Source organism: Xanthomonas sp. NCPPB 1062 (assembly GCF_041481705.2).
In the GTDB taxonomy this organism is placed as follows: Bacteria; Pseudomonadota; Gammaproteobacteria; order Xanthomonadales; family Xanthomonadaceae; genus Xanthomonas; species Xanthomonas euvesicatoria.
In genome coordinates this window covers 2,043,524-2,062,498 of the sequence record NZ_CM192987.1, presented here as the reverse complement: position 1 = coordinate 2,062,498, position 18,975 = coordinate 2,043,524, and the positions used below count along the sequence as shown (strand labels likewise).

The window sequence follows — 18,975 nt, the reverse complement described above, 5'->3', positions numbered from 1 at the left end:
GCTGGCGACGCGATCCGTGTCAGAACTGGTAGATCACACGCACGCCATAGGCCGGCTGCGCACTTGCAAATCCGTCGGGGCGGTGGATCGCCCAACCGGCAAACGCATCGACGCTGGCACCGAACCAACCGCCACGCAGGCCCACCGCGCCGCCCACCAAACTGCGACCGCGCAGCCCGCTGGCGCTGGTGCCATCGATGCGGCCGGCGTCCAGGCCCAGATACGGGGTCAACCCAATCTGCTGCACTGGGAAACTCAAGGTATTGCGCCAGTACGCGCCTTTTTCGGCGCCAAGCGTCGCTTCACCGTCGAAACCACGCACGCTGTAACGGCCACCAATGGTGACGAACTCGGAACCCAGTAGCGGTTCGCCGGCGGTCTGTGCACGCAGGCTGCTTTCCCACGCCATCGGCACGGGGCCCAGCTTGAACGGCAGCGCCGTGCTCACGTCCAGCGTGGTCACGGCATAGCGAAACGTTGGGAAGCCGATCTGCGGGTCGTAGCCGGTCCACTGGCTGTTGAACCACGGGGTGCCGCGCCGATGCGCCAGACGCATGTCCAGCTGCATCGCGCCCAGATAGCGCCGATGCGTGAAGTAAAACTCCGCGCTGCTGGTATCACGGCGCTGGATGCCGATCTCCACGCCATCCAGATAGCTGCGCGCACGCCGACGGCCAATCACCACACCGGCCGAAGTCTTGCTGGTGCCGTCGCGATGCAGCACGCGCTGAATATCCAGCTGCGCATTGCTGGACTCGCCACTGGACTGGAAGGTTTGTAAAAAACCGTCTACGCGCTGGTGATAGCGGTACGACGATGCCGACAGCGCGAACGTCCACCATCCCCAAGGCAGGTTGTAACTCAGGCTGTTGCCGCGTGTGCCGCGTTCTTCGTCGCGTGTGGCCAGGTCATGGCTGTAGCCAATGCTGAGCAGATCGTTGAGCCCCAGTGGGTTATCCAGCGAAACGTCCAACCCACCTTGCACACGGCCGGTAGCCTCCACACCGGAATCGTCGGCGTTAGCCACACCGCGCCAGCGTCGCCCATGCTGCAGGGTGATCACCAGATCCGATTCGCCTGGTGCTTCGCCCGGGGCGATATCGATCTTTGCGTCCTGCGACGGCAGACGCTTGAACTGCTCCACCGCCTGCTCGATGGCACGCAGATCCAGCAAGTCCCCCCTGCGGAGCGGCAATGCCGTTTTCCAGTGCGCGCCTTCGGTGTCGGACACCACGCGCACCTCGCGCAAGCGGCCGGGCAGCAGTTCCAAACGGAGTTCGCCACGCGACAGATCCTGTTCCGGAACGCCGATGCGCGTGGTGACCAATCCGCGTGCGACCAACTGATCCAAGGCGCGGCGCCGGATGATGTCGATGCCGGCACGCCCGATGCAGCGACCTTGGTAACGGCGCAGAGACTTCCATAACCACGCAAAGCGCGTTGCATCATCGCCTGCGCCCGACAGGCGCAAGCGGGTGATCGAAAAACACAGGTCTTCCTTGGGCAGCACGGTGCTGCGCGCGTCCACGCGGTCGGCGTCCTCGCGCGGGCCGGCAAAGGGCGCTTGGCGCTCCTGTTCCTGGCGATGCTGAATCTCCTCGGCCTGGCGCAATTGCTCCTGCCGATCCAGCGTTGTCGGTGCCGACTGTTGTGCAGCCGCCAGCCCGGCGACCGCCCACAGGCAAACCGCCAGCGCCAAGGGCGCCGATCGCATCCACATCTGTCATGCCCCCTGTGCGGCGGTCGCGCTACTGCACGCCGTCACCCGCATCAGCGTGCCTGGCCACCAAAACGGCGGCGCCACCCTTGAGCACGCTGAGTGCGGTGCGACTGTGACGGAATGTTAAAAAACGGTCAATGCGTAGTGTCGGGGAAACCCTGTAAGAAAAACCCGAGCGTCAGTGTTTTGTGATGAAAATCACTAAAAAAACGGATCCATTGATTGTGAAGGCTCCGAGTTATGTCGTAAAAAGCCAGCACTTTTGGCCTCAACGTCTTCTATCGTGCCGCCAATTGGATGCGCTCTCGGATGTCCTGTGAGGCATATGAAGGACTACGCGCGTCGCCACTTGGTTGAATTTTGATGAAGTGGGCAATGCCGCATTGGATCTGAGGGATCAGCCGGCCTACTTTAGTTCGCTTCGTTCGCCGCATGCGTGGCCCAGGCGCATCGCGCTGAAGTTGGGCCTGCACTGAATCGTGCCTTCACACCGCTTACCCCATTCGCCTAGACCGAGCAACGACGCGGCCAGCAGATCTACACGGACGCCCCAGCCATCTACGAACAAGTCTTGCTTGCCAACCCGCGCGACCAAGGGGCCAGCACAATGCACAGCCTCATGCCCAGCGAGCTGGGCGTCGCGCCGCTTGCTGCAGATCAAGCGGCGGCAATAACCGCTGGCCAGGCTTGAAAAGTGGTGAGGATGCGGCCGCTGGGACCGCTGTGAACTTCAAGAATTCACTTCTGAATCTGACTCACTAGAGCTGGGTGTCCCAGTCCGTTGTCATTGATCCCATCCGCCCGGCGCAGTTGGGACACGGATGGGAATTTGACATGCCAATTCGAAATGCTCGGCACCGTGCGCGTAAGGAAGACCCAACCATGCCTCGAACGCTGGCAGGTCTTTCGGCAGATATCCGCTGGCAGGCAGCCATGTATCGCGTAACCAACCAAACGCGCGCATTTCCAGCGCCAGTCCTCCCCGTATCACGACCTCGGCCACCTTCATGGGTGGAAATCGGAAAACGCCGATCTCACCGCAATGACGCCCATGCGTGACCTCCACCGCGACGTCGTACCGGCAATCCCCTGCAGATGCCAGACGAGGTTGATCCCAGAGGTAGCCCAACCACTGATGATGCTCGACGCCGGCGTCTTGTGCCCATGCCACCAAGCGCATGGCTGCTGCTTGGACGGAGCCTTCCTCAAAGGGGCGGTGCACGCGAAGGTACTGGACCGTGCGCTCCGGGAGATCGCGCAGCGTGACCGAAAATTCCTGTGCATCGTCTGCAGCACTACCACCGAGGCCCGATACACCTGCCAAGGTGTCGTCCAGCGCACGCCGACGGCCGGCCAGGCACGTCTCCAGATCCAGTTTTCTTGGAGAGCATCCAAAGTGTCTTCGGAAGTTCCTGGAAAAATCCGATAACGACGAAAATCCCCGACCCAACGCGATGTCTGTCAAAGGTTGACGATTGCCTTGGGAAATATCGCCCAGCGCATTTTCCAGCCGTCGGCGCAGCACGAATGCATGCGGGGTTTCGCCCATCACGGCGCGAAACATGCGCTGAAAATGGAACGGCGAAACACAAGCCGCACCTGCGATCAGAGACAGCGACAGCTGCCCGGCAAGGTTGACCTCGATGTAGTCCAGCGCACGGTTCACGCTCTGGACCACGGTAAGGGGCACCGTTTCGCTGATCGGCATGTGCGCAAGATCCGACAAGTGGCGGCAGTGACGATGCTATATCTTGATCCCGTGGGCAATGCATTTTCCATCAGGGTTGGCAGCGTTGCCTGCCATTCAATCCACTGACGAAGGCTGGCAAGGGATCAGACATGCACGGAGTGACAGGGATCGGCGGAATCATCATCAAATCCAAGGACGCGCCTGGATTGCAACGGTGGTACGCGGCGCAGCTGGGGATCGAGGTGCAAACGTGGGGAGGCACAGTGTTCGACACCAGCGCGGGTGTGGAAGGCGCTGAAAACGCATTGGCCTGGGCTGTTCAGGACGAAACAAGCGCCCAATTCGAGAACACCACCGCCCCGTTCATCGTGAATTACCGGGTCGACGACCTGGAGTCGCTGATTGCCAAGCTCAAAGCTGCGGGCTGCCGCGTGTCAGAGAAGATTGTGAAGTCCGAATTCGGCCTGTTTGCCTGGGTCATCGACCCGGACGGCAATAAAGCGGAATTGTGGCAAGCGATTTGAGAGCTGGCGAGATCACTGAAAAAAAAAGATCGGAGTGCGCATCGATCTTGCATATACCAAGTCCGCGCTGAGACAAGTGCTGAAAAGTCATCGTGTCGTTTGGCACGGTCTTGCCGACCGACAGCTCGCTACTATCGGATGCCCGTGACGTATCTGGTCGACATGTCTCAATCAAAGTGGTCTGCTCTTGCTAGTCGCAATGCCCCGTCCGTTCTAAGCCATCCACTCGCCAGGCTGGCGATGATCTGCGTGGTGATGGCGCTCGCCTACTTCCCTTGGATGCCCTTTCCTTGGCGCATGCCAGCGGTTGGCCTGATGGGGGCCGCACTTGTGTGGCAAGAGACCCGCAGCCGTTGGGCCTGCGGCCTGAGCTGGAAACGGTTTGGTCCAACAGTTGGGTGGACAGCTATCCTGGTGCTGCTGGTCACCGCTCTCATCACGCCAATCTTTCAGCCGCTCATCGACTATCTGACAGACACGAAGACCGACTACAGCGCCTATGGCGCGCTTCGTCATAACGCACCGGCTGCACTGCAGCTAATCGGCTCTGCATGGATCAGCGCAGCCATCGGTGAGGAGTTGGTGTTTCGGGCATTTTTGATGCATCAACTGGAAGCCTTGTTCAAGCGCAGCAGTCTAGGTCGCCTCACCGCAGCCATTGCTGGCGGTGTCGTGTTTGGCGCCATGCATGCGAGCCAAGGCATCTCGGGAATCGCGCTGACGGGTATCGTCGGCGCAGCATTCGGCTATGCGTATCTGCGCTCAAACCGCAATCTGTTGGCGCTCATCCTGGCGCACGGACTCGTCGATACCTGGGGCGTGACGACGCTCTATCTTGGGTGGTATTGACTGCCGCATGCGTTAATGCCCGCGCGGTAAATCAGGCTGCGGCACTGGACCGTTCGATCATGCCAACGGCTGCGACGTCGGGCTCGGTATTGCCATTAGTGCATGGCGGCATGGCCTATCAACTTCGAGCGAGCGAGCAAGCGCGGCAGCGGCGGCGCCCTCGACCAGAGCAGCACCTTGCCGGATACCGTGGCCCACCTGGGCGAGGCGAGAGTTGACTTGCTCGATGCCAGCCGACCACTCCTACGAATGTGCTCCCATCTTGCGCATCAGCCATCGATTGCTGGTGACCCCGGCCCGATTCGAACGGGCGACCTTCCCCTTAGGAGGGGGACGCTCTATCCAGCTGAGCTACGGGGCCAAGGGCGGCATTGTCGCACGATCGTTGCGATTGCCAAGCCGGTAGGTGGCCGGCGGAGCCTGCTAAAATCGCCGGCTACCGTGTTGCGGATGGCTCGGCCACCGTGACCGCCACTGTTTCCAGGAGATCCCATGTCCGCTGACCTGCTCAAGGCGCTCGACCTCGCTGCGTCCAATTCCGGCACCTATCTTGGCGAGGCGACCTGGTCGCAGGCCGCCGGCGCCGGGGTGCTGCAGCCGCTCAATCCGACCACCAATGCGGTGATCGCCGAGGTGCAGGCCACCACGCCGGAAGATTATGAGTTGATCGTCCGGCGCGCGCAGGCAGCCTTCAAGGTGTGGCGTACCACGCCGGCGCCGCGTCGCGGTGAGGCCGTGCGCCTGTGCGGCGAGGCGCTGCGTGCGCACAAGGATGCGCTCGGTTCGCTGGTGGCGCTGGAAATGGGCAAGAGCAAGCCAGAAGGCGACGGCGAAGTGCAGGAGATGATCGACATCGCCGACTTTGCCGTGGGCCAAAGCCGCATGCTCTACGGCTACACCATGCATTCGGAGCGCCCCGGCCACCGCATGTACGAGCAGTACCAGCCGCTGGGGCTGGTGGGCATCATCAGCGCGTTCAACTTCCCGGTGGCGGTGTGGGCCTGGAATGCGTTTCTGGCGGCGATTTGCGGCGATATCTGCATCTGGAAGCCGTCCAACAAGACGCCGCTGACCGCGATCGCGACGATGAAGATCTGCAACGCGGCACTGAAGGACGCCGGCTTCCCGGACATCTTCTTCCTGATCAACGATGCCGGCACGGCGCTGTCGGAAAAGCTGGTCGAAGACACCCGCGTGCCGCTGATCAGCTTCACCGGTTCGACCCAGATTGGCCGCGTGGTGGCAGAGAAAGTCGCCCGTCGCCTGGGCCGCTGCCTGCTGGAATTGGGCGGCAACAACGCCATCATCCTGGACGAAACCGCCGATCTGAAGCTGGCCATCCCGGGCATCGTGTTCGGTGCCGTCGGCACTGCCGGGCAGCGCTGCACCACCACGCGCCGCCTGATCGTGCACGCCTCCATCTATGACACCGTGCTGGCGACGCTGGTCAAGGCGTACAAGCAGCTCGACAGCAAGATCGGCGACCCCACCGACCCGGCAAACCTGATGGGCCCGCTCAACAGCCAGGGCGCCGTTGCGCAGTTCCTGGACTCGATCGCCAAGGCCAAGGCGGCCGGCGGCACCGTCGAAGTGGGCGGCACGGCGATCGATCGCCCGGGCAACTTCGTGCTGCCGGCCATTGTCACGGGGCTGCAGAACAGCGACGCAGTGGTGCAGCACGAGACCTTCGCGCCGATCCTGTACGTGATGAAGTACAGCACGCTGGATGAGGCGATCGAGCTGCAGAACGGCGTGCCGCAGGGCCTGTCGTCGTCGATCTTCACCCAGAACCTCAAGGCCGCCGAGAAGTTCCTGTCGGCGGCAGGCAGCGACTGCGGTATCGCCAACGTCAACATCGGCACCTCGGGTGCGGAGATCGGTGGCGCGTTCGGCGGCGAGAAGGAAACCGGCGGCGGGCGCGAGTCTGGCTCGGATGCGTGGAAGGTGTATATGCGTCGTCAGACCAACACCATCAACTACTCCGATTCGCTGCCCCTGGCGCAGGGCATCAAGTTCGATCTTTGATCGAGATTGCATGGCGCGCCGGGCATATGCTCGGCGCGCCGCATGGTCGCAACGAGCCTGTTGCAGCGGCCCGCGCTGCGTAGCCGACGCACACAATCCGGTGGTTCTCGCCATCGCAGCGGCAGTGGCAGCCAGGAAGCGCCGGCGGCGGCAGCCGACGTTCGCCGATCCGGCTCTGTGCAACGTACGCCACCTCTGCACGGGGCGCAGCGTCCGCCGGCGATACAACGCAGGCGCCCCGTGGCACCGGCCCGGCTTGAACCCGCCGGGCCACATGGCGCCCGTTCGGCACCACCGACAGCCAGCGTCCGGCAGGACGCGTCTCGACGGGCATGACCACGCCCTACCCGCACGAGCAGCCATTTCAGCCGCTCCCGCCCGCAAAACCAGCCCCGCAACGACGTTTGGCCGCAAACGGCACGCCTTTTGCCCGGCGGCTCTGGGATAATCATGCGACGCCAGCCTTCGGCTGCCCGCCTTTCAAGGAGTTCATGATGAACGTTGTCGTTCGACAGACCAGCGCCATGGCGATCGTCAGCCTGGTTGCGGGCATTCTCGGCTGGACGCTGATCCCGTTCCTGGGCAGCATCTGCGCCATCATTACCGGGCATCTGGCCCGCGCGGAAATCCGCCGCAATCCCCAGGGTCTGGACGGCGACGGCCTGGCCATCGGCGGCCTCATCATGGGCTGGCTGGCGGTGGCGCTCTGGGTGGTGGGAATCGCGTTTTTCCTGCTGTTCTTTGGCGGCATGGCCTGGCTTGCGGCCGCCAACAGTTGAGCATGGCCACGCCCTCCTCCGCCCAGCGCTTCAACGACCGCGTAGCGGCCTATGTGCGCTACCGGCCCAGTTACCCGCCGCAGCTGCTGCGTTGGCTGCATGACGAACTGGGCGTGACGCCCGCAACGGCAGTGGCCGACATCGGCGCCGGCACCGGCATTTCCAGCCGCCTGTTTCTGGAAGCCGGGCATGCGGTGACGGCGGTGGAGCCCAACCAGGCCATGCGTGACGCGGCGCTGCAGTGGTTGGCGGAATTTCCCAAGTTTCAGGCGATCGACGGCACCGCCGAAGCCACCGGGCTGGCCGATGCCAGCGTGGGCCTGGTGTCTGCGGCGCAGGCCTTCCACTGGTTCGACATGCAGGCCGTGCACGCCGAATGGGCGCGCATCCTGCAGCCCGGCGGGCTGGCGGTGGTGTACTGGAATTCGCGCGAACTGGACAGCACCGCGTTCCTGCGCGGCTACGAGCAGTTGCTGCTGGATTACGGCACCGACTATTCCGCAGTGGCCGAGCGGTATCAAGACGATGCCACTATGCAGGCGTGGTTCGGCGATGGCTTCTGCGCGATGGCGCGCTTTCCGAACGTGCAGCGGCTGGACTTCGAGAGCTTGCGCGGCCGCCTGCTATCGTCCTCGTACGCCCCGCTTGCGCACGACCCACGTCATGCCCCGATGCTCGCCGCACTCCGCACGTTGTTCGATGCATATGCGCACGATGGGCTGATCGACTTCCAATACCAAACCCGCGTGTTCGCCGGGAGATTGAACTGACCCGCATGTATTCGCTTGCCCGCCCCTTCCTGTTTTCCCTGGATGCCGAGCGCGCCCACGCGCTGGCGTTGCGCTCCATCGACACCGCCTACCGCACCGGCACCACGGCATTGCTGGCCAGGCGCCCGGTGCCGCTGCCTACTCCGGCCTTCGGCCTGATGTTCCCCAACCCGGTCGGGCTGGGTGCCGGGCTGGACAAGAACGGCGAGCACATCGATGCGTTGTTTGCGCTGGGCTTCGGCTTTGTCGAGATCGGCACGGTGACGCCGCGCGCGCAGGAGGGCAACCCGAAGCCACGCATGTTCCGATTGCCGGAATACCAGGCGGTGATCAACCGCATGGGCTTCAACAATCTGGGCGTGGATGCGCTGGTGGCCAACGTGCAGCGCGCACGCCGCACGGGAGGCCTGCTCGGCATCAACATCGGCAAGAACAAGGACACGCCCAACGAGGAGGCCACCAGTGACTACCGTTACTGCATGGAGCGCGTGTATCCGCTGGCCGACTACATCACGGTCAACATCTCCTCGCCCAATACTGCGGGCTTGCGCGAGTTGCAGGAAGAGCAATCGCTGCGCCGTCTGATTTCCGACTTGCGCGAAACCCAGGAAGCGCTGAGCGCGCAACACGGCAAACGGGTGCCGATGCTGGTCAAGGTGGCGCCGGACCTCAACGACCGCGACATCGATGCCGCCGCACGCGTGCTGGCCGACCTGGCAGTGGATGGCGTGATCGCCACCAACACCACGGTGACGCGCACGCTGGTGGCCAATCACCCGCTGGCTGCCGAAGCCGGCGGTCTGTCCGGCGCGCCGCTGCTGGGGCAATCCACGTTGGTGCTGCGGCGCCTGCGCGCGCGCCTGCCCGAATCGATTCCGTTGATTGGCGTAGGCGGCATCAACTCCGGCGCCGATGCGGTGGCCAAGATGGCAGCCGGTGCGAGCCTGGTGCAGTGCTACAGCGGGTTGGTGTACCGCGGCCCGCAGCTCATCGGCGAATGCGTCAACGCCATCCGACGCCGTCGCGAAGCACCCAGCGGCGGTGCGGTGTCGCCGTTATGAGCGATGCAGTGCACACAGACTGGCAGCTGAGCGAACAGGCGCCGCTGCGCGCGCTCAACACCTTCCATGTGGAGGCCACCGCGCGCTGGTTGCTCAACGTCCACGCGCCCGAGGCATTGCCGCAGGCATTGGCCGCGCCCGAGATCGCCGGACAACCGTTGCTGGTGCTGGGCAGCGGCAGCAATGTCTTGCTGGCCGGCGATCCGCCCGGCTGCGTGCTGTGCTTCGACAACCGCCAGACTTCCATCATCGCGCACCGTGCCGACCACGCCATCGTGCGGGCCGGCGCCGGCGTGAACTGGCATGCGCTGGTGCTGTACTCGCTGCAGCAGGGCTTGTCGGGGCTGGAAAATCTGGCACTGATTCCGGGCACCGTGGGCGCCTGCCCGATCCAGAACATCGGCGCGTACGGCGCGCAGGTGGGCGACTTCATCCACGTGGTGGAAGCCTTCGACCGGCATAGCCAGCAGTTCGTGCGGCTGGATGCGGCCGACTGCGCGTTCGGCTACCGCGACAGCGTGTTCAAGCAGCAGCCCGAGCGTTATCTGATCGTGGCGGTGGAATTCAATCTACCGCTGCTGCACGAACTGCGACTGGACTACGCCGGCATTCGCGAGGAACTGGCGCGCATGGGCGCCGAACTGGCGGGCGCGGCCGATGTGGCGCAGGCGGTGATCAACATCCGGCGCCGCAAGTTGCCGGACCCGGATGTGCTGGGCAATGCGGGCAGCTTCTTCAAGAACCCATTGCTGCCGAGCGAACAGATTGCCGCCTTGCAGGCCAACTTTGCCGACATGCCGGTGTATCCGGGCGAGCAGGCCGGCCAGGGCAAATTGTCGGCCGCCTGGCTGATCGAGCAATGCGGCTGGAAAGGCAGGCGCGAGGGCGATGCCGGCGTGTCGCCCGAGCATGCGCTGGTGCTGGTCAATTACGGCACCGCCACGGGCGCGCAGTTGCTGGATTTCGCGCGGCGCATTGCCGAGTCGGTGCGCGAGCGCTATTCGGTGATCCTGGAACCGGAACCGCGCATCATCGGGGCGCATTGGTGACCCCAGCGCAGGTATCGCGGCGAGCCGCGCTGTGGATGCTCACCAGTACCTTCGCCTTCGGGTTGATGGCAATCACCATCCGCCTGGCCTCAAGCACGATTGCGACGACCGAGATCGCATTTTTTCGCAATGCGTTCGGGTTGCTGGCGTTGTTGCCGTTGATCGTGCGGCCGGGCAAGCCGCTGCCGCGCACGCGACAATTGCCGCAGTATTTCGCCCGCACCTTGATCGGCCTGGCCTCGATGCTGTGCGGGTTTTGGGCGATCGGCCATCTGCCCCTGTCGCAGGCCATCTCGCTCTCCTACTCCACGCCCTTATTCGTCACCGTGCTGGCCGTGGTGTGGCTGCATGAGCAGGTCCGGCTGCGGCGCTGGCTGGCGGTGGCGGCGGGTTTTATCGGCGTCCTGGTGATCCTGCGACCCGGCTCGTCCACGTTCACGCCCGGCTTGCTGATTGCGCTGTTGGCTGCGGTCATCAGCGCCATCGTCGCGATCCAGATCAAACAGCTCTCGCGCAGCGACGACTCCGACACGGTGGTCTTCTACACCTACGTGTTCTGGGTGCCGATGTCGCTGATTCCGGCGCTGTTCCAATGGAACTGGCCGCAGGGCATCGGCTGGGTATGGCTGGTGGCCACCGGCATCTTCGGCACCGCCGGGCAGTTGTTCTGGACGCGCGCACTCAAGCTGGGCGAAGTCTCTGCGTTGCAGCCGATCAGTTTCATGCAGCTGCCGTTGGTGGCGTTGCTGGGTTGGTGGCTGTTCGGCGAGGCGATCGAACGCCACACCGTGATCGGTGCGGCCATCATCATCGGCGCCAACGTCTATATCGCCCATCGCGAAACGGTGCTGGCGCGTCGCGCCGCTACGCATGCACCAGTGGAAGGCGCCAAGCCGGGCGAGTGAACCCGGCATCCCGACCTGCCTGGGCATGATCGCGAATACATCTGGTCCGGACGCCGACATACACTCCAGTCCCAAGCGCAGCGCACGCTGCGTGGCGTAGCTCTGGCAACCTCATCCGCTGTCGTATCATGGAGTTCGCATGCCGGTTCCAAGCAAGACAATCGGTTTGATCGGTGGAATGAGCTGGGAATCCACGCTGCCCTACTACCGCATCATCAATCAGCGCGTCCGCCATGCATGCGGCGGCCTGCATTCGGCGAAGCTGCTGCTGTATAGCGTCAATTTCCACGAGATCGAGCGGCTGCAGCATACCGGCGATTGGGATGGCGCTGGCCAGGCGATGGCAGCAGCCGCGCGTGCGTTGCAGGCAGCAGGCGCCGACTTCATCGTGCTGTGCACCAACACCATGCACTGCGTTGCCGACGCGATTACCGCCGCGACGCCACTGCTGCTGCTGCATATCGCCGATGCCACCGCCGACGCGCTGGTCGCAGCTGACATCAGCCGGGTCGGATTGCTCGGCACGCGCTTCACCATGGAGCAGCCGTTCTATCGCCAGCGCCTGCAGGCACGCGGCCTGGACGTGCTGGTGCCGCCGGCGGAGGCACGCGCACAACTGCATCGCGTGATCTACGACGAACTCTGCCAGGGTGTGATCAAGCCCGAATCGCGCGAATACTTCTGCAAAGTCATGGGCGAGCTCGGCCAGCACGGTGCGCAGGCGATCATCCTGGGCTGCACCGAGATTTCGCTGCTGGTGGACAGCACCGATGCACAGTTGCCGTTGTTCGACACCACCGCACTGCACGCCGAGGCAGCGGCGCTCGCGAGCGTATCCGGCTGATGCGCAGCGAACGCCCGAACGCGCGCGGTAACCGAAGCCCGCAGGCGTGTTTGCGCCAGGCCTGATGGGTGCCATCGGCAATTGATTGGCGAAACGGCGTAGCGACGGCCCCGCCCGGCAGCTAGCATTGCCTGCTCGGCGCATCAGCAGGCTTCAATGGCAATGCGCGCCACCCGCGACAGGATGCGACTGCATGACCACCCATGCCCCACCGACGCAGCTCACCCGCAGCGATTACAGAACCCTGGGCTTGTCCGCGCTGGGCGGCGCGCTGGAGTTCTACGACTTCATCATCTTCATTTTTTTCGCGAAGGTGCTGGGCGACTGTTCTTTCCGCCCGGCATTCCGGAGTGGACGCGGCAACTGCAGACATTCGGCATCTTTGCGGCCGGCTACCTGATCCGGCCGTTGGGCGGCATTGTGATGGCGCATTTTGGCGATCTGCTTGGTCGCAAGCGCATGTTCGCGCTGAGCATCGGATTGATGGCGCTGCCCACACTGGCCATCGGCGTGCTGCCGACCTACGCGCAGATCGGCCTGGCCGCGCCGCTGCTGCTGTTGACGATGCGCCTGCTGCAGGGCGCAGCCATCGGTGGCGAAGTGCCCAGTGCGTGGGTGTTCGTGGCAGAGCACGTCCCCGCGCGGCGCACAGGGCTGGCCTGCGGCACCTTGACCGCTGGCCTGGCTGCCGGCGTGCTGCTTGGTTCGCTGAGTGCCGGCGCACTGAATCGTGCGTTTTCTCCGGAGGAAATCGCCGAGTACGCCTGGCGCCTGCCGTTTTTGGCCGGCGGCATCTTCGGCCTGCTGTCGGTGTACCTGCGGCGATGGCTGCATGAAACGCCGGTGTTCGCCGAACTGGTCGCCATGCGCGCGTTGGCGCGCGAGACGCCACTGAAGGTGGTGCTGCGCGATCACCCGCGCAGTCTGGCAATGTCGCTCTGGCTGACCTGGGTGATCGCCGCTGCAGTGCTGGTGGTGTCGCTGATGACACCCACGCTGCTGCAGAGTGCGTACGGCTATCCGGCACCGGTGGCATTGCAGGCCAATCTTCTGGCAGTGCTGCTGCAGGCGATCGGCTCGGTGGTGGCCGGGGCACTCTCGGACCGTTGGGGCAACGGGCGTGTGCTGCTGGCCGGCAGCGTGCTTCTGGGTATCAGCGCATGGCTGTTCTACCGCTTTGCGGGCGACCCGCGCCTGCTGTTTCCGCTCTATGCCCTGCTCGGCGCTGCGCTGGGCGTGCTGGGTGCAATTCCGCGCGTGATGGTCGAGGCGTTTCCACCGGTGGTTCGGCTGTCCGGCGTGTCGTTCGCCTACAACCTGGGCTATGCCGTATTCGGCGGCCTGACTCCGCTGCTGGTGGTGATGCTGCTCAAGCAGCACCCGATGGGGCCGGCGTACTACGTCATCTTGCTGGCTTCCATCGGCGCCATGGTTGGCGCCCGGTTATCGCAACGGGAGCGGATCGGCCGCGGTTAATCGGCAAACGGCACGCGCCCGGGCTGCTCCGCCACCGCTCCAGCCGGCGTGCGCCAATGCGGCCGCCGCGCGCCGCGGAACATCACCAGATACAGCCCGACCACCCATACCAGCGCGGCCGACCAGCCGCCCAGGATGTCGGACGGGTAATGCACGCCCAGGTAGATGCGCGAGATGCCCACCAGCAGCGCGAACACGCTGGCGACAATGGTCACCGGCCAGCGCCAGCGCGTGTTCCAGGCCAGCGCGATGACCACCGCTGCCAATGTCATCGAGCCCATCGCGTGGCCGCTGGGAAAACTGAACGTGCTCTCCGGCGCGATCGATTCCCACAAGCTGGGGCGGTCGCGCTGGAAAAACTGCTTGGCGCCCATGTTCAACAGCGCCGAGCCGCTGAATCCCAGCGCGGCAAACGTGCCCTCGCGCCAACGCTGCAAGACCAGCAACACCAGCACGATGGCGATATCGGCCGGAATCACGCCGTACTGGTAGCCCGCCTTGGAGATCGCACCAAAGAACGCATCCAGGCCGGGCGTGGCGATGCTGCGCATGCTCCACAGCAGCGGCTCGTCGAAGTAGACATTTTCCAGCGCGTGGACTTCATCGGCCAGGTCCACGAACAGCCCGAGCGGCAGCAGCACCCCGGCAAACAGCAACGCCATGCGCCACGCATTGCTACGCAACCATCCCTTGAACCCGGCCGGCGATTCAGCCGGCGCGGCGGACATAGGTACGTTCGACGTATTGATCGATCAATTCAATGAATTCGTAGGCGATGTTTTCGCCGCGCAAGGTGACGCTCTTTTCGCCATCGATGAACACCGGTGCCGATGGTGCCTCGCCCGTACCCGGCAGCGAAATCCCGATATTGGCGTGGCGCGATTCGCCCGGCCCGTTGACCACGCAGCCCATCACCGCCAGGGTCATGTTTTCGGCGCCGGGGTTGGTGATCTTCCATTCCGGCATCTTGGCGCGCACATGGTTCTGCACCACGCCGGCCAGCTCCTGGAAGAACTCGGAGGTGGTGCGGCCGCAACCCGGGCAGGCGGTAACCATCGGGGTAAACGCACGCTGGCCGGTGGTCTGCAGCAGTTCCTGCGCGACGATCACTTCCTGGGTGCGCGACTGGCCAGGCTCGGGCGTCAGCGAGATGCGGATGGTGTCCCCGATGCCTTCCTGCAGCAGCACGCTCAGTGCCGCCGCCGAGGCCACGATGCCCTTGCTGCCGATACCGGCCTCGGTCAGGCCAAGATGCAGCGCGAAATCGCAGCGGCTGGCCATGTCGCGGTACACCGCGATCAGCTCCTGCACGCCGGACACCTTGGCCGACAGGATGATGCGCTCGCGCGGCAGGCCCAGCTCCACCGCACGCTCGGCCGAATCCACCGCCGAGCGGATCAGCGCCTCGCGCAGCACCCGGCCGGCGTCCCACGGGGTGTCGCGTTGCGAATTTTCGTCCATCAGCTGCGCTGTCAGCGACTGGTCCAGCGAGCCCCAGTTGGCACCAATGCGCACCGGCTTGCCGTACTTGATGGCGAACTCGATCAACTGACCGAACTGCAGATCCTTCTTCTTGCCGAACCCGACATTGCCCGGATTGATGCGGTACTTGGCCAGCGCCTCGGCACAGGCCGGCTCGGCAGCGAGCAGTTGATGGCCGTTGTAATGGAAGTCGCCGATCAAGGGCACTTCGATGCCCATCATGCGCAGCTTGTCGACGATGCGCGGAATGGCGGCAGCGGACTCGGCATTGTTGACGGTCAGGCGCACCATTTCCGAGCCGGCGCGCCACAGATCGGCGACCTGCTTGACGCTGCCGGCGATGTCGGCGGTGTCGGTGTTGGTCATCGACTGGACGACGACCGGATGGCCCCCGCCCACGGTCACGCTGCCGATCTTGACGGCCTGGGTGATGCGACGCGGCCAGGCGGTGGCGTCGGCGGGAGGGGTTGGGCGGGTCACGGCGTCATGCATCGCGCTATTTTAGCCTGTCCGCCGTGCGCTCACAGCTGAAGCGAGAGGCGCACCGATCTCTAGAGCGTGTGATGTACGTTGAGGTGAGTGCGAAGCGTCCGGTGGCGCGTCGAGACAGGGCGTGCGCTGCGGCCCAGGATGGCCGCCTGGGCAAGGCGCGCAACGCGGTATCGGCGCGCCACAGGACGCTTCCCGGAGGCTTGGCCGCCAGCGGCACGCAGCGGGCGGCCAACGCATCTCATCTCAACGTGCATCACACGCTCCAGGCCGATGCGACGGTTTGTCGCAGGCCACCATCTTCCCAAGCGCATAGCATTGCCGTGATGAACAGCTCCGACGCTTCCTTCCTGCGGACCCTCTGCAGCCTGCGCTGGCTGGCCACCGCCGGCCAGGCCGCCACCATTCTGGTCGCCACCGGGCTGATGGGCCTGAACCTGCCGCAGCAACCCCTGTGGGCCGGCGTAGCCGCGTTGGCGGTCTTCAACCTGTATGCGCAGCTGCGGGTGGCGCACCGCGGCGCGGTGAGCCCGGCCACCGAGTTCGGCCACATCCTGGTCGACGTGACGGTCCTGACCTGGATGGTGGGCTGGAGCGGCGGCATCGCCAACCCGTTCGGTTCGTTGTTCCTGGTGCTGATTGCGCTGGCCGCGTTGGCGCTGCCGCTGAGCTGGGCGATGGCGGTGGCGGCATCGTGCGTGGCCGGCTATGTGATCAGCGCAGCGTTCGGGCTGCCGCTGCCCTACGGTGGCTTCGACCCGCTCAGCCTGCACATGTGGGGCATGGCGGCCAACTTCCTGCTGTCCACCGTGGTGGTGCTGGCGTTCGCGACACGGCTGGCTTTTTCGATGCGCGAGCGCGAACGCGAGATCTCCACTTTGCGTGAGCGCTTTGCGCGCAACGAAGGCATCGTGGCGCTGGCCACGCACGCGGCGTCGGTGGCGCACGAATTGAACACGCCGCTGGCCACCATGACCCTGCTGGTGGACGACATCGCCGACCAGTGCGAGCAAGGCGAATTGCGCGAAGACCTGGACACCTTGCGCGAGCTGCTGGTGCAGTGCCACGAACGCGTCCTGGCCTTGGCGGCACCTGCCGACAACGGCCATCTGAGCCGCGAGGTGGCCGTGAAAGAGGTGCTGGAACAATGGCGCCTGGTGCGCCCCACCATCGAACTGCGCCGCAACGAGGACGCGCCCATGCGCCTGATGCTGCAGCCCGGCGTCAGCCACCTGCTGATGGTGTTGCTCAACAACGCCGCCGATGCCGGCGAACGTGTCGGGCGCCCGCAGATCGATCTGACGCTGCGGGTGGAACACGACCATCTCAGCGGCGAAGTACGCGACTACGGACCCGGCTTCGACACCGCGCAAGCGATGCTGCCTGGGACGCTGTTCAATAGCGGCAAGCACGACGGCATGGGCGTGGGACTGGCGCTCTCGCATGCCACTGTCGAACGCCTGCAGGGCGAGTTGTGGATGCTGCCCGCCGAAGGCAGCGGCGCGCGCGTCGGTTTCCGTCTGCCCCTCTCCGACCACGAGGCACTCGCATGACAAGTCCCCCGATCCGTACCGGTCTGCTGGTCGACGACGACACCTTGTACCTGCGCACGCTGCAACGCAGCCTTGCACGCCGCGGCGTAGAAACGCTTACCGCCACCGATGCGGCCAGTGCGTTGTCCACGGCACGCAGCGCGATGCCGGATTTTGCATTGATCGATCTCAAGCTCGGCCACGATTCCGGCTTGAGCCTGATCCAGCCGCTGCGCGAGATCCGCACCGACATGCGCATCCTGCTGGTCACAGGGTACGCCAGCATCGCCACGGCGGTGGAGGCGATCAAACTCGGCGCCGATGACTACCTGCCCAAGCCGGCCAATATTCCCACCATCATGCGCGCGCTGGGCGAAGAGGATGACGAGTTGCCAGAGCCGGACGAAGAAGAAAGCGCGCAGGAAATGATGACGCCGCTCAGCCGCTTGCAGTGGGAGCACATCCAGCAGGCGCTGCACGAAACCGGCGGCAACGTGTCGGCGGCCGCGCGGCTGCTCGGCATGCATCGCCGATCGCTGCAGCGCAAGCTGACCAAGCGCCCGAGCCCCGGGCCGTTACGCTAGCCGTTCCGCCCTGTCGCCGAACCCCACGCGGCATGGACGCTGGGTGGGGAGGCTGACAAGGACGCACCTGCAAGCGCGTTCCGCGCCCGTGCGCCGGCCCTGTAGCGGCGCGCAGACCGCGTTGCAGTGCCCTTGTGCGTGCCGAAAAACTACCGCGGCCGACTGCAGGACTTCATCTCACAACGGGCCGAACACGCTTGCCCGACGCGAGGTTGCTGTGATGCCGTCGGCGCCCAGGATCAAGTTGCGCCCCCAGGTGCTCAGTTGTGCCGCATTCCAGCCGATCGCGATATCCAGCGACTTCGTGCTGCTGTCGTTGCCCGACCATGACCAGCCCATGTAGCCAACGTTGTAGTCGCGCGCGCGGCGCATGATCGCCGCTTCGTCCACATGTGCACCGCGATGGTCGCCACCGAATTCGCCGATCACCAGCGCCAGCTTTTTATCGTTGAAGGCACGCAAGTAATTGTTGATCGTGGCATCGCTGCCGAACACTTCGTACATGTGCACGCTGAACATCAGGTTGCGGCGGCTGTCGCGGGCCAGCAGCACAGCGGCGTTGTCGCGCATGTAGAACTGCCAGTCCTGGCCCCAGTTGGGCGCATCCACCATCAAGGCGTGGGTCAATCCATTCTTGCGCAAGGTGGCGATGGCGGTGGCATGGCCGTTGACCCATTCGCTGGCAGTCAGGCTGTTGCCGAACGGTTCGTTGGCGATATTGATGACCACATGGTCTTCGTTGCCGATCAGCGCCTTGCGGATGCCGACCCAGTAATTGGTCGCATTGACCAGATTCGCAGCGGCGGTGTCTTCGCCGTAGCCGGTGGTGTCGTGGACCTCCAGCACGGCGATCAAGCCCAGGCTCTTGCAGCGCGCGATGATGCGGACCACATCGGCCTCCGGTGTGCGCGTCCAGCGGTAGCCGGAACTGAGCACGACGCGCACGCTGTTGGCGCCGGTGGCCGCGATGGCTGCCAAAGCCGCATCGGTGCGGCCCGCATACCAGGCATGCGGAAGGTTGACGCCGCGCAGCACCAATGCGTTGCCATTGGACTCGCGCAACTGCGTACCGGACACCGTAAGCCCTGCATGGGCGGCAGACGACAGCGCCAGACCGGCGACGACGAGGAGCGTGCGTTGTGCAAAAGACAGCAATGAATTCACGATGATTCCAAAATAGAAATGACAAGAGCCGC

Annotated in this window: 15 protein-coding genes, 1 tRNA gene and 2 pseudogenes; 12 read left to right on the top strand and 6 right to left on the bottom strand. The window is 64.5% G+C overall.

Features of this window, described 5'->3' with window-relative positions; all coding sequences use genetic code 11:
- Positions 1 to 19 precede the first annotated feature (19 nt).
- Together ACCQ16_RS09230 and ACCQ16_RS09225 are read right to left on the bottom strand one after the other, a co-directional pair.
- Positions 20 to 1,720, bottom strand: coding sequence for a ShlB/FhaC/HecB family hemolysin secretion/activation protein (locus ACCQ16_RS09230; RefSeq protein ID WP_277572936.1), 1,701 nt, complete (start codon positions 1,718 to 1,720; stop codon positions 20 to 22).
- A 784-nt stretch (positions 1,721 to 2,504) separates the two neighbouring features.
- The gene (locus ACCQ16_RS09225; RefSeq protein WP_240495957.1) at positions 2,505 to 3,386 is read right to left on the bottom strand and encodes an AraC family transcriptional regulator; all 882 of its coding nucleotides are present in this window, start codon (positions 3,384 to 3,386) and stop codon (positions 2,505 to 2,507) included.
- Here ACCQ16_RS09225 and ACCQ16_RS09220 point away from each other — a divergent pair.
- Together ACCQ16_RS09220 and ACCQ16_RS09215 are read left to right on the top strand one after the other, a co-directional pair.
- Positions 3,294 to 3,934: pseudogene (locus tag ACCQ16_RS09220) on the top strand (VOC family protein). The gene ACCQ16_RS09225 and the pseudogene ACCQ16_RS09220 overlap by 93 nt on opposite strands.
- Positions 3,935 to 4,231: 297 nt before the next feature.
- Complete coding sequence (locus tag ACCQ16_RS09215; protein WP_218561287.1) at positions 4,232 to 4,783, top strand: CPBP family intramembrane glutamic endopeptidase; 552 nt, start codon at positions 4,232 to 4,234, stop codon at positions 4,781 to 4,783.
- A gap of 284 nt (positions 4,784 to 5,067) precedes the next feature.
- Here ACCQ16_RS09215 and ACCQ16_RS09210 read toward each other — a convergent pair.
- Positions 5,068 to 5,144: transfer RNA gene (locus ACCQ16_RS09210), tRNA-Arg, on the bottom strand.
- Positions 5,145 to 5,275: 131 nt separating this feature from the next.
- Between ACCQ16_RS09210 and amaB the strand changes: the two genes are divergently transcribed.
- From amaB to ACCQ16_RS09170, 8 genes and pseudogenes are all read left to right on the top strand, one after another.
- The gene (gene amaB, locus ACCQ16_RS09205) at positions 5,276 to 6,808 is read left to right on the top strand and encodes an L-piperidine-6-carboxylate dehydrogenase (protein WP_127167743.1); all 1,533 of its coding nucleotides are present in this window, start codon (positions 5,276 to 5,278) and stop codon (positions 6,806 to 6,808) included.
- 494 nt (positions 6,809 to 7,302) lie between these two features.
- Positions 7,303 to 7,587: a DUF4190 domain-containing protein gene (locus ACCQ16_RS09200; protein ID WP_011347158.1), complete on the top strand. Its 285-nt coding sequence runs from the start codon at positions 7,303 to 7,305 to the stop codon at positions 7,585 to 7,587.
- 2 nt (positions 7,588 to 7,589) lie between these two features.
- Positions 7,590 to 8,357, top strand: a complete 768-nt coding sequence (locus tag ACCQ16_RS09195) for a class I SAM-dependent methyltransferase (RefSeq protein WP_008571242.1) — start codon at positions 7,590 to 7,592, stop codon at positions 8,355 to 8,357.
- 5 nt (positions 8,358 to 8,362) lie between these two features.
- Complete coding sequence (locus tag ACCQ16_RS09190; protein ID WP_005923429.1) at positions 8,363 to 9,418, top strand: quinone-dependent dihydroorotate dehydrogenase; 1,056 nt, start codon at positions 8,363 to 8,365, stop codon at positions 9,416 to 9,418.
- A complete protein-coding gene (gene murB, locus ACCQ16_RS09185) occupies positions 9,415 to 10,467 on the top strand; it encodes a UDP-N-acetylmuramate dehydrogenase (RefSeq protein WP_277572935.1) in 1,053 nt (350 codons plus the stop codon). The genes ACCQ16_RS09190 and murB overlap by 4 nt, the downstream gene beginning before the upstream one ends.
- Positions 10,461 to 11,372 (top strand): DMT family transporter, encoded by a 912-nt coding sequence (locus ACCQ16_RS09180; RefSeq protein WP_029819248.1) that lies wholly within the window; start codon positions 10,461 to 10,463, stop codon positions 11,370 to 11,372. The genes murB and ACCQ16_RS09180 overlap by 7 nt, the downstream gene beginning before the upstream one ends.
- 139 nt (positions 11,373 to 11,511) lie before the next feature.
- Entirely contained in the window at positions 11,512 to 12,216 is a 705-nt protein-coding gene (locus ACCQ16_RS09175) for an aspartate/glutamate racemase family protein (RefSeq protein WP_029819247.1), read from the top strand.
- A gap of 193 nt (positions 12,217 to 12,409) precedes the next feature.
- A pseudogene (locus ACCQ16_RS09170) lies at positions 12,410 to 13,692 on the top strand (MFS transporter).
- Here the strand turns inward: ACCQ16_RS09170 and ACCQ16_RS09165 are convergent.
- Together ACCQ16_RS09165 and ispG are read right to left on the bottom strand one after the other, a co-directional pair.
- A complete protein-coding gene (locus ACCQ16_RS09165; RefSeq protein WP_277572934.1) occupies positions 13,689 to 14,420 on the bottom strand; it encodes a phosphatase PAP2 family protein in 732 nt (243 codons plus the stop codon). The pseudogene ACCQ16_RS09170 and the gene ACCQ16_RS09165 sit on opposite strands and share 4 nt — an antisense overlap.
- Positions 14,401 to 15,666 (bottom strand): flavodoxin-dependent (E)-4-hydroxy-3-methylbut-2-enyl-diphosphate synthase, encoded by a 1,266-nt coding sequence (gene ispG / locus ACCQ16_RS09160; RefSeq protein ID WP_277572933.1) that lies wholly within the window; start codon positions 15,664 to 15,666, stop codon positions 14,401 to 14,403. Before ispG ends, ACCQ16_RS09165 begins: the two co-directional genes overlap by 20 nt.
- A 323-nt stretch (positions 15,667 to 15,989) precedes the next feature.
- Here ispG and ACCQ16_RS09155 point away from each other — a divergent pair, with 323 nt between their 5' ends.
- Positions 15,990 to 17,216, top strand: a complete 1,227-nt coding sequence (locus ACCQ16_RS09155; RefSeq protein ID WP_008571249.1) for an ATP-binding protein — start codon at positions 15,990 to 15,992, stop codon at positions 17,214 to 17,216.
- Positions 17,213 to 17,779, top strand: a complete 567-nt coding sequence (locus ACCQ16_RS09150) for a response regulator transcription factor (protein ID WP_011347151.1) — start codon at positions 17,213 to 17,215, stop codon at positions 17,777 to 17,779. Before ACCQ16_RS09155 ends, ACCQ16_RS09150 begins: the two co-directional genes overlap by 4 nt.
- A gap of 177 nt (positions 17,780 to 17,956) precedes the next feature.
- On the opposite strand, the gene ACCQ16_RS09145 is transcribed toward ACCQ16_RS09150, so the two are convergent.
- The gene (locus ACCQ16_RS09145) at positions 17,957 to 18,943 is read right to left on the bottom strand and encodes a cellulase family glycosylhydrolase (RefSeq protein WP_029819244.1); all 987 of its coding nucleotides are present in this window, start codon (positions 18,941 to 18,943) and stop codon (positions 17,957 to 17,959) included.
- Positions 18,944 to 18,975: the final 32 nt, after the last annotated feature.

Bases quoted from the DNA above. Each gene is read 5' to 3' on its own strand.
- ACCQ16_RS09150 (WP_011347151.1), top strand. From the start codon at position 17,213: ATGACAAGTCCCCCGATCCGTACCGGTCTGCTGGTCGACGACGACACC.
- ACCQ16_RS09165 (WP_277572934.1), bottom strand. From the start codon at position 14,420: ATGTCCGCCGCGCCGGCTGAATCGCCGGCCGGGTTCAAGGGATGGTTG.
- ACCQ16_RS09190 (WP_005923429.1), top strand. From the start codon at position 8,363: ATGTATTCGCTTGCCCGCCCCTTCCTGTTTTCCCTGGATGCCGAGCGC.
- ACCQ16_RS09215 (WP_218561287.1), top strand. From the start codon at position 4,232: ATGCCAGCGGTTGGCCTGATGGGGGCCGCACTTGTGTGGCAAGAGACC.
- murB (WP_277572935.1), top strand. From the start codon at position 9,415: ATGAGCGATGCAGTGCACACAGACTGGCAGCTGAGCGAACAGGCGCCG.
- ACCQ16_RS09230 (WP_277572936.1), bottom strand. From the start codon at position 1,720: ATGTGGATGCGATCGGCGCCCTTGGCGCTGGCGGTTTGCCTGTGGGCG.
- ACCQ16_RS09200 (WP_011347158.1), top strand. From the start codon at position 7,303: ATGAACGTTGTCGTTCGACAGACCAGCGCCATGGCGATCGTCAGCCTG.
- ACCQ16_RS09155 (WP_008571249.1), top strand. From the start codon at position 15,990: ATGAACAGCTCCGACGCTTCCTTCCTGCGGACCCTCTGCAGCCTGCGC.
- amaB (WP_127167743.1), top strand. From the start codon at position 5,276: ATGTCCGCTGACCTGCTCAAGGCGCTCGACCTCGCTGCGTCCAATTCC.
- ispG (WP_277572933.1), bottom strand. From the start codon at position 15,666: ATGCATGACGCCGTGACCCGCCCAACCCCTCCCGCCGACGCCACCGCC.
- ACCQ16_RS09175 (WP_029819247.1), top strand. From the start codon at position 11,512: ATGCCGGTTCCAAGCAAGACAATCGGTTTGATCGGTGGAATGAGCTGG.
- ACCQ16_RS09195 (WP_008571242.1), top strand. From the start codon at position 7,590: ATGGCCACGCCCTCCTCCGCCCAGCGCTTCAACGACCGCGTAGCGGCC.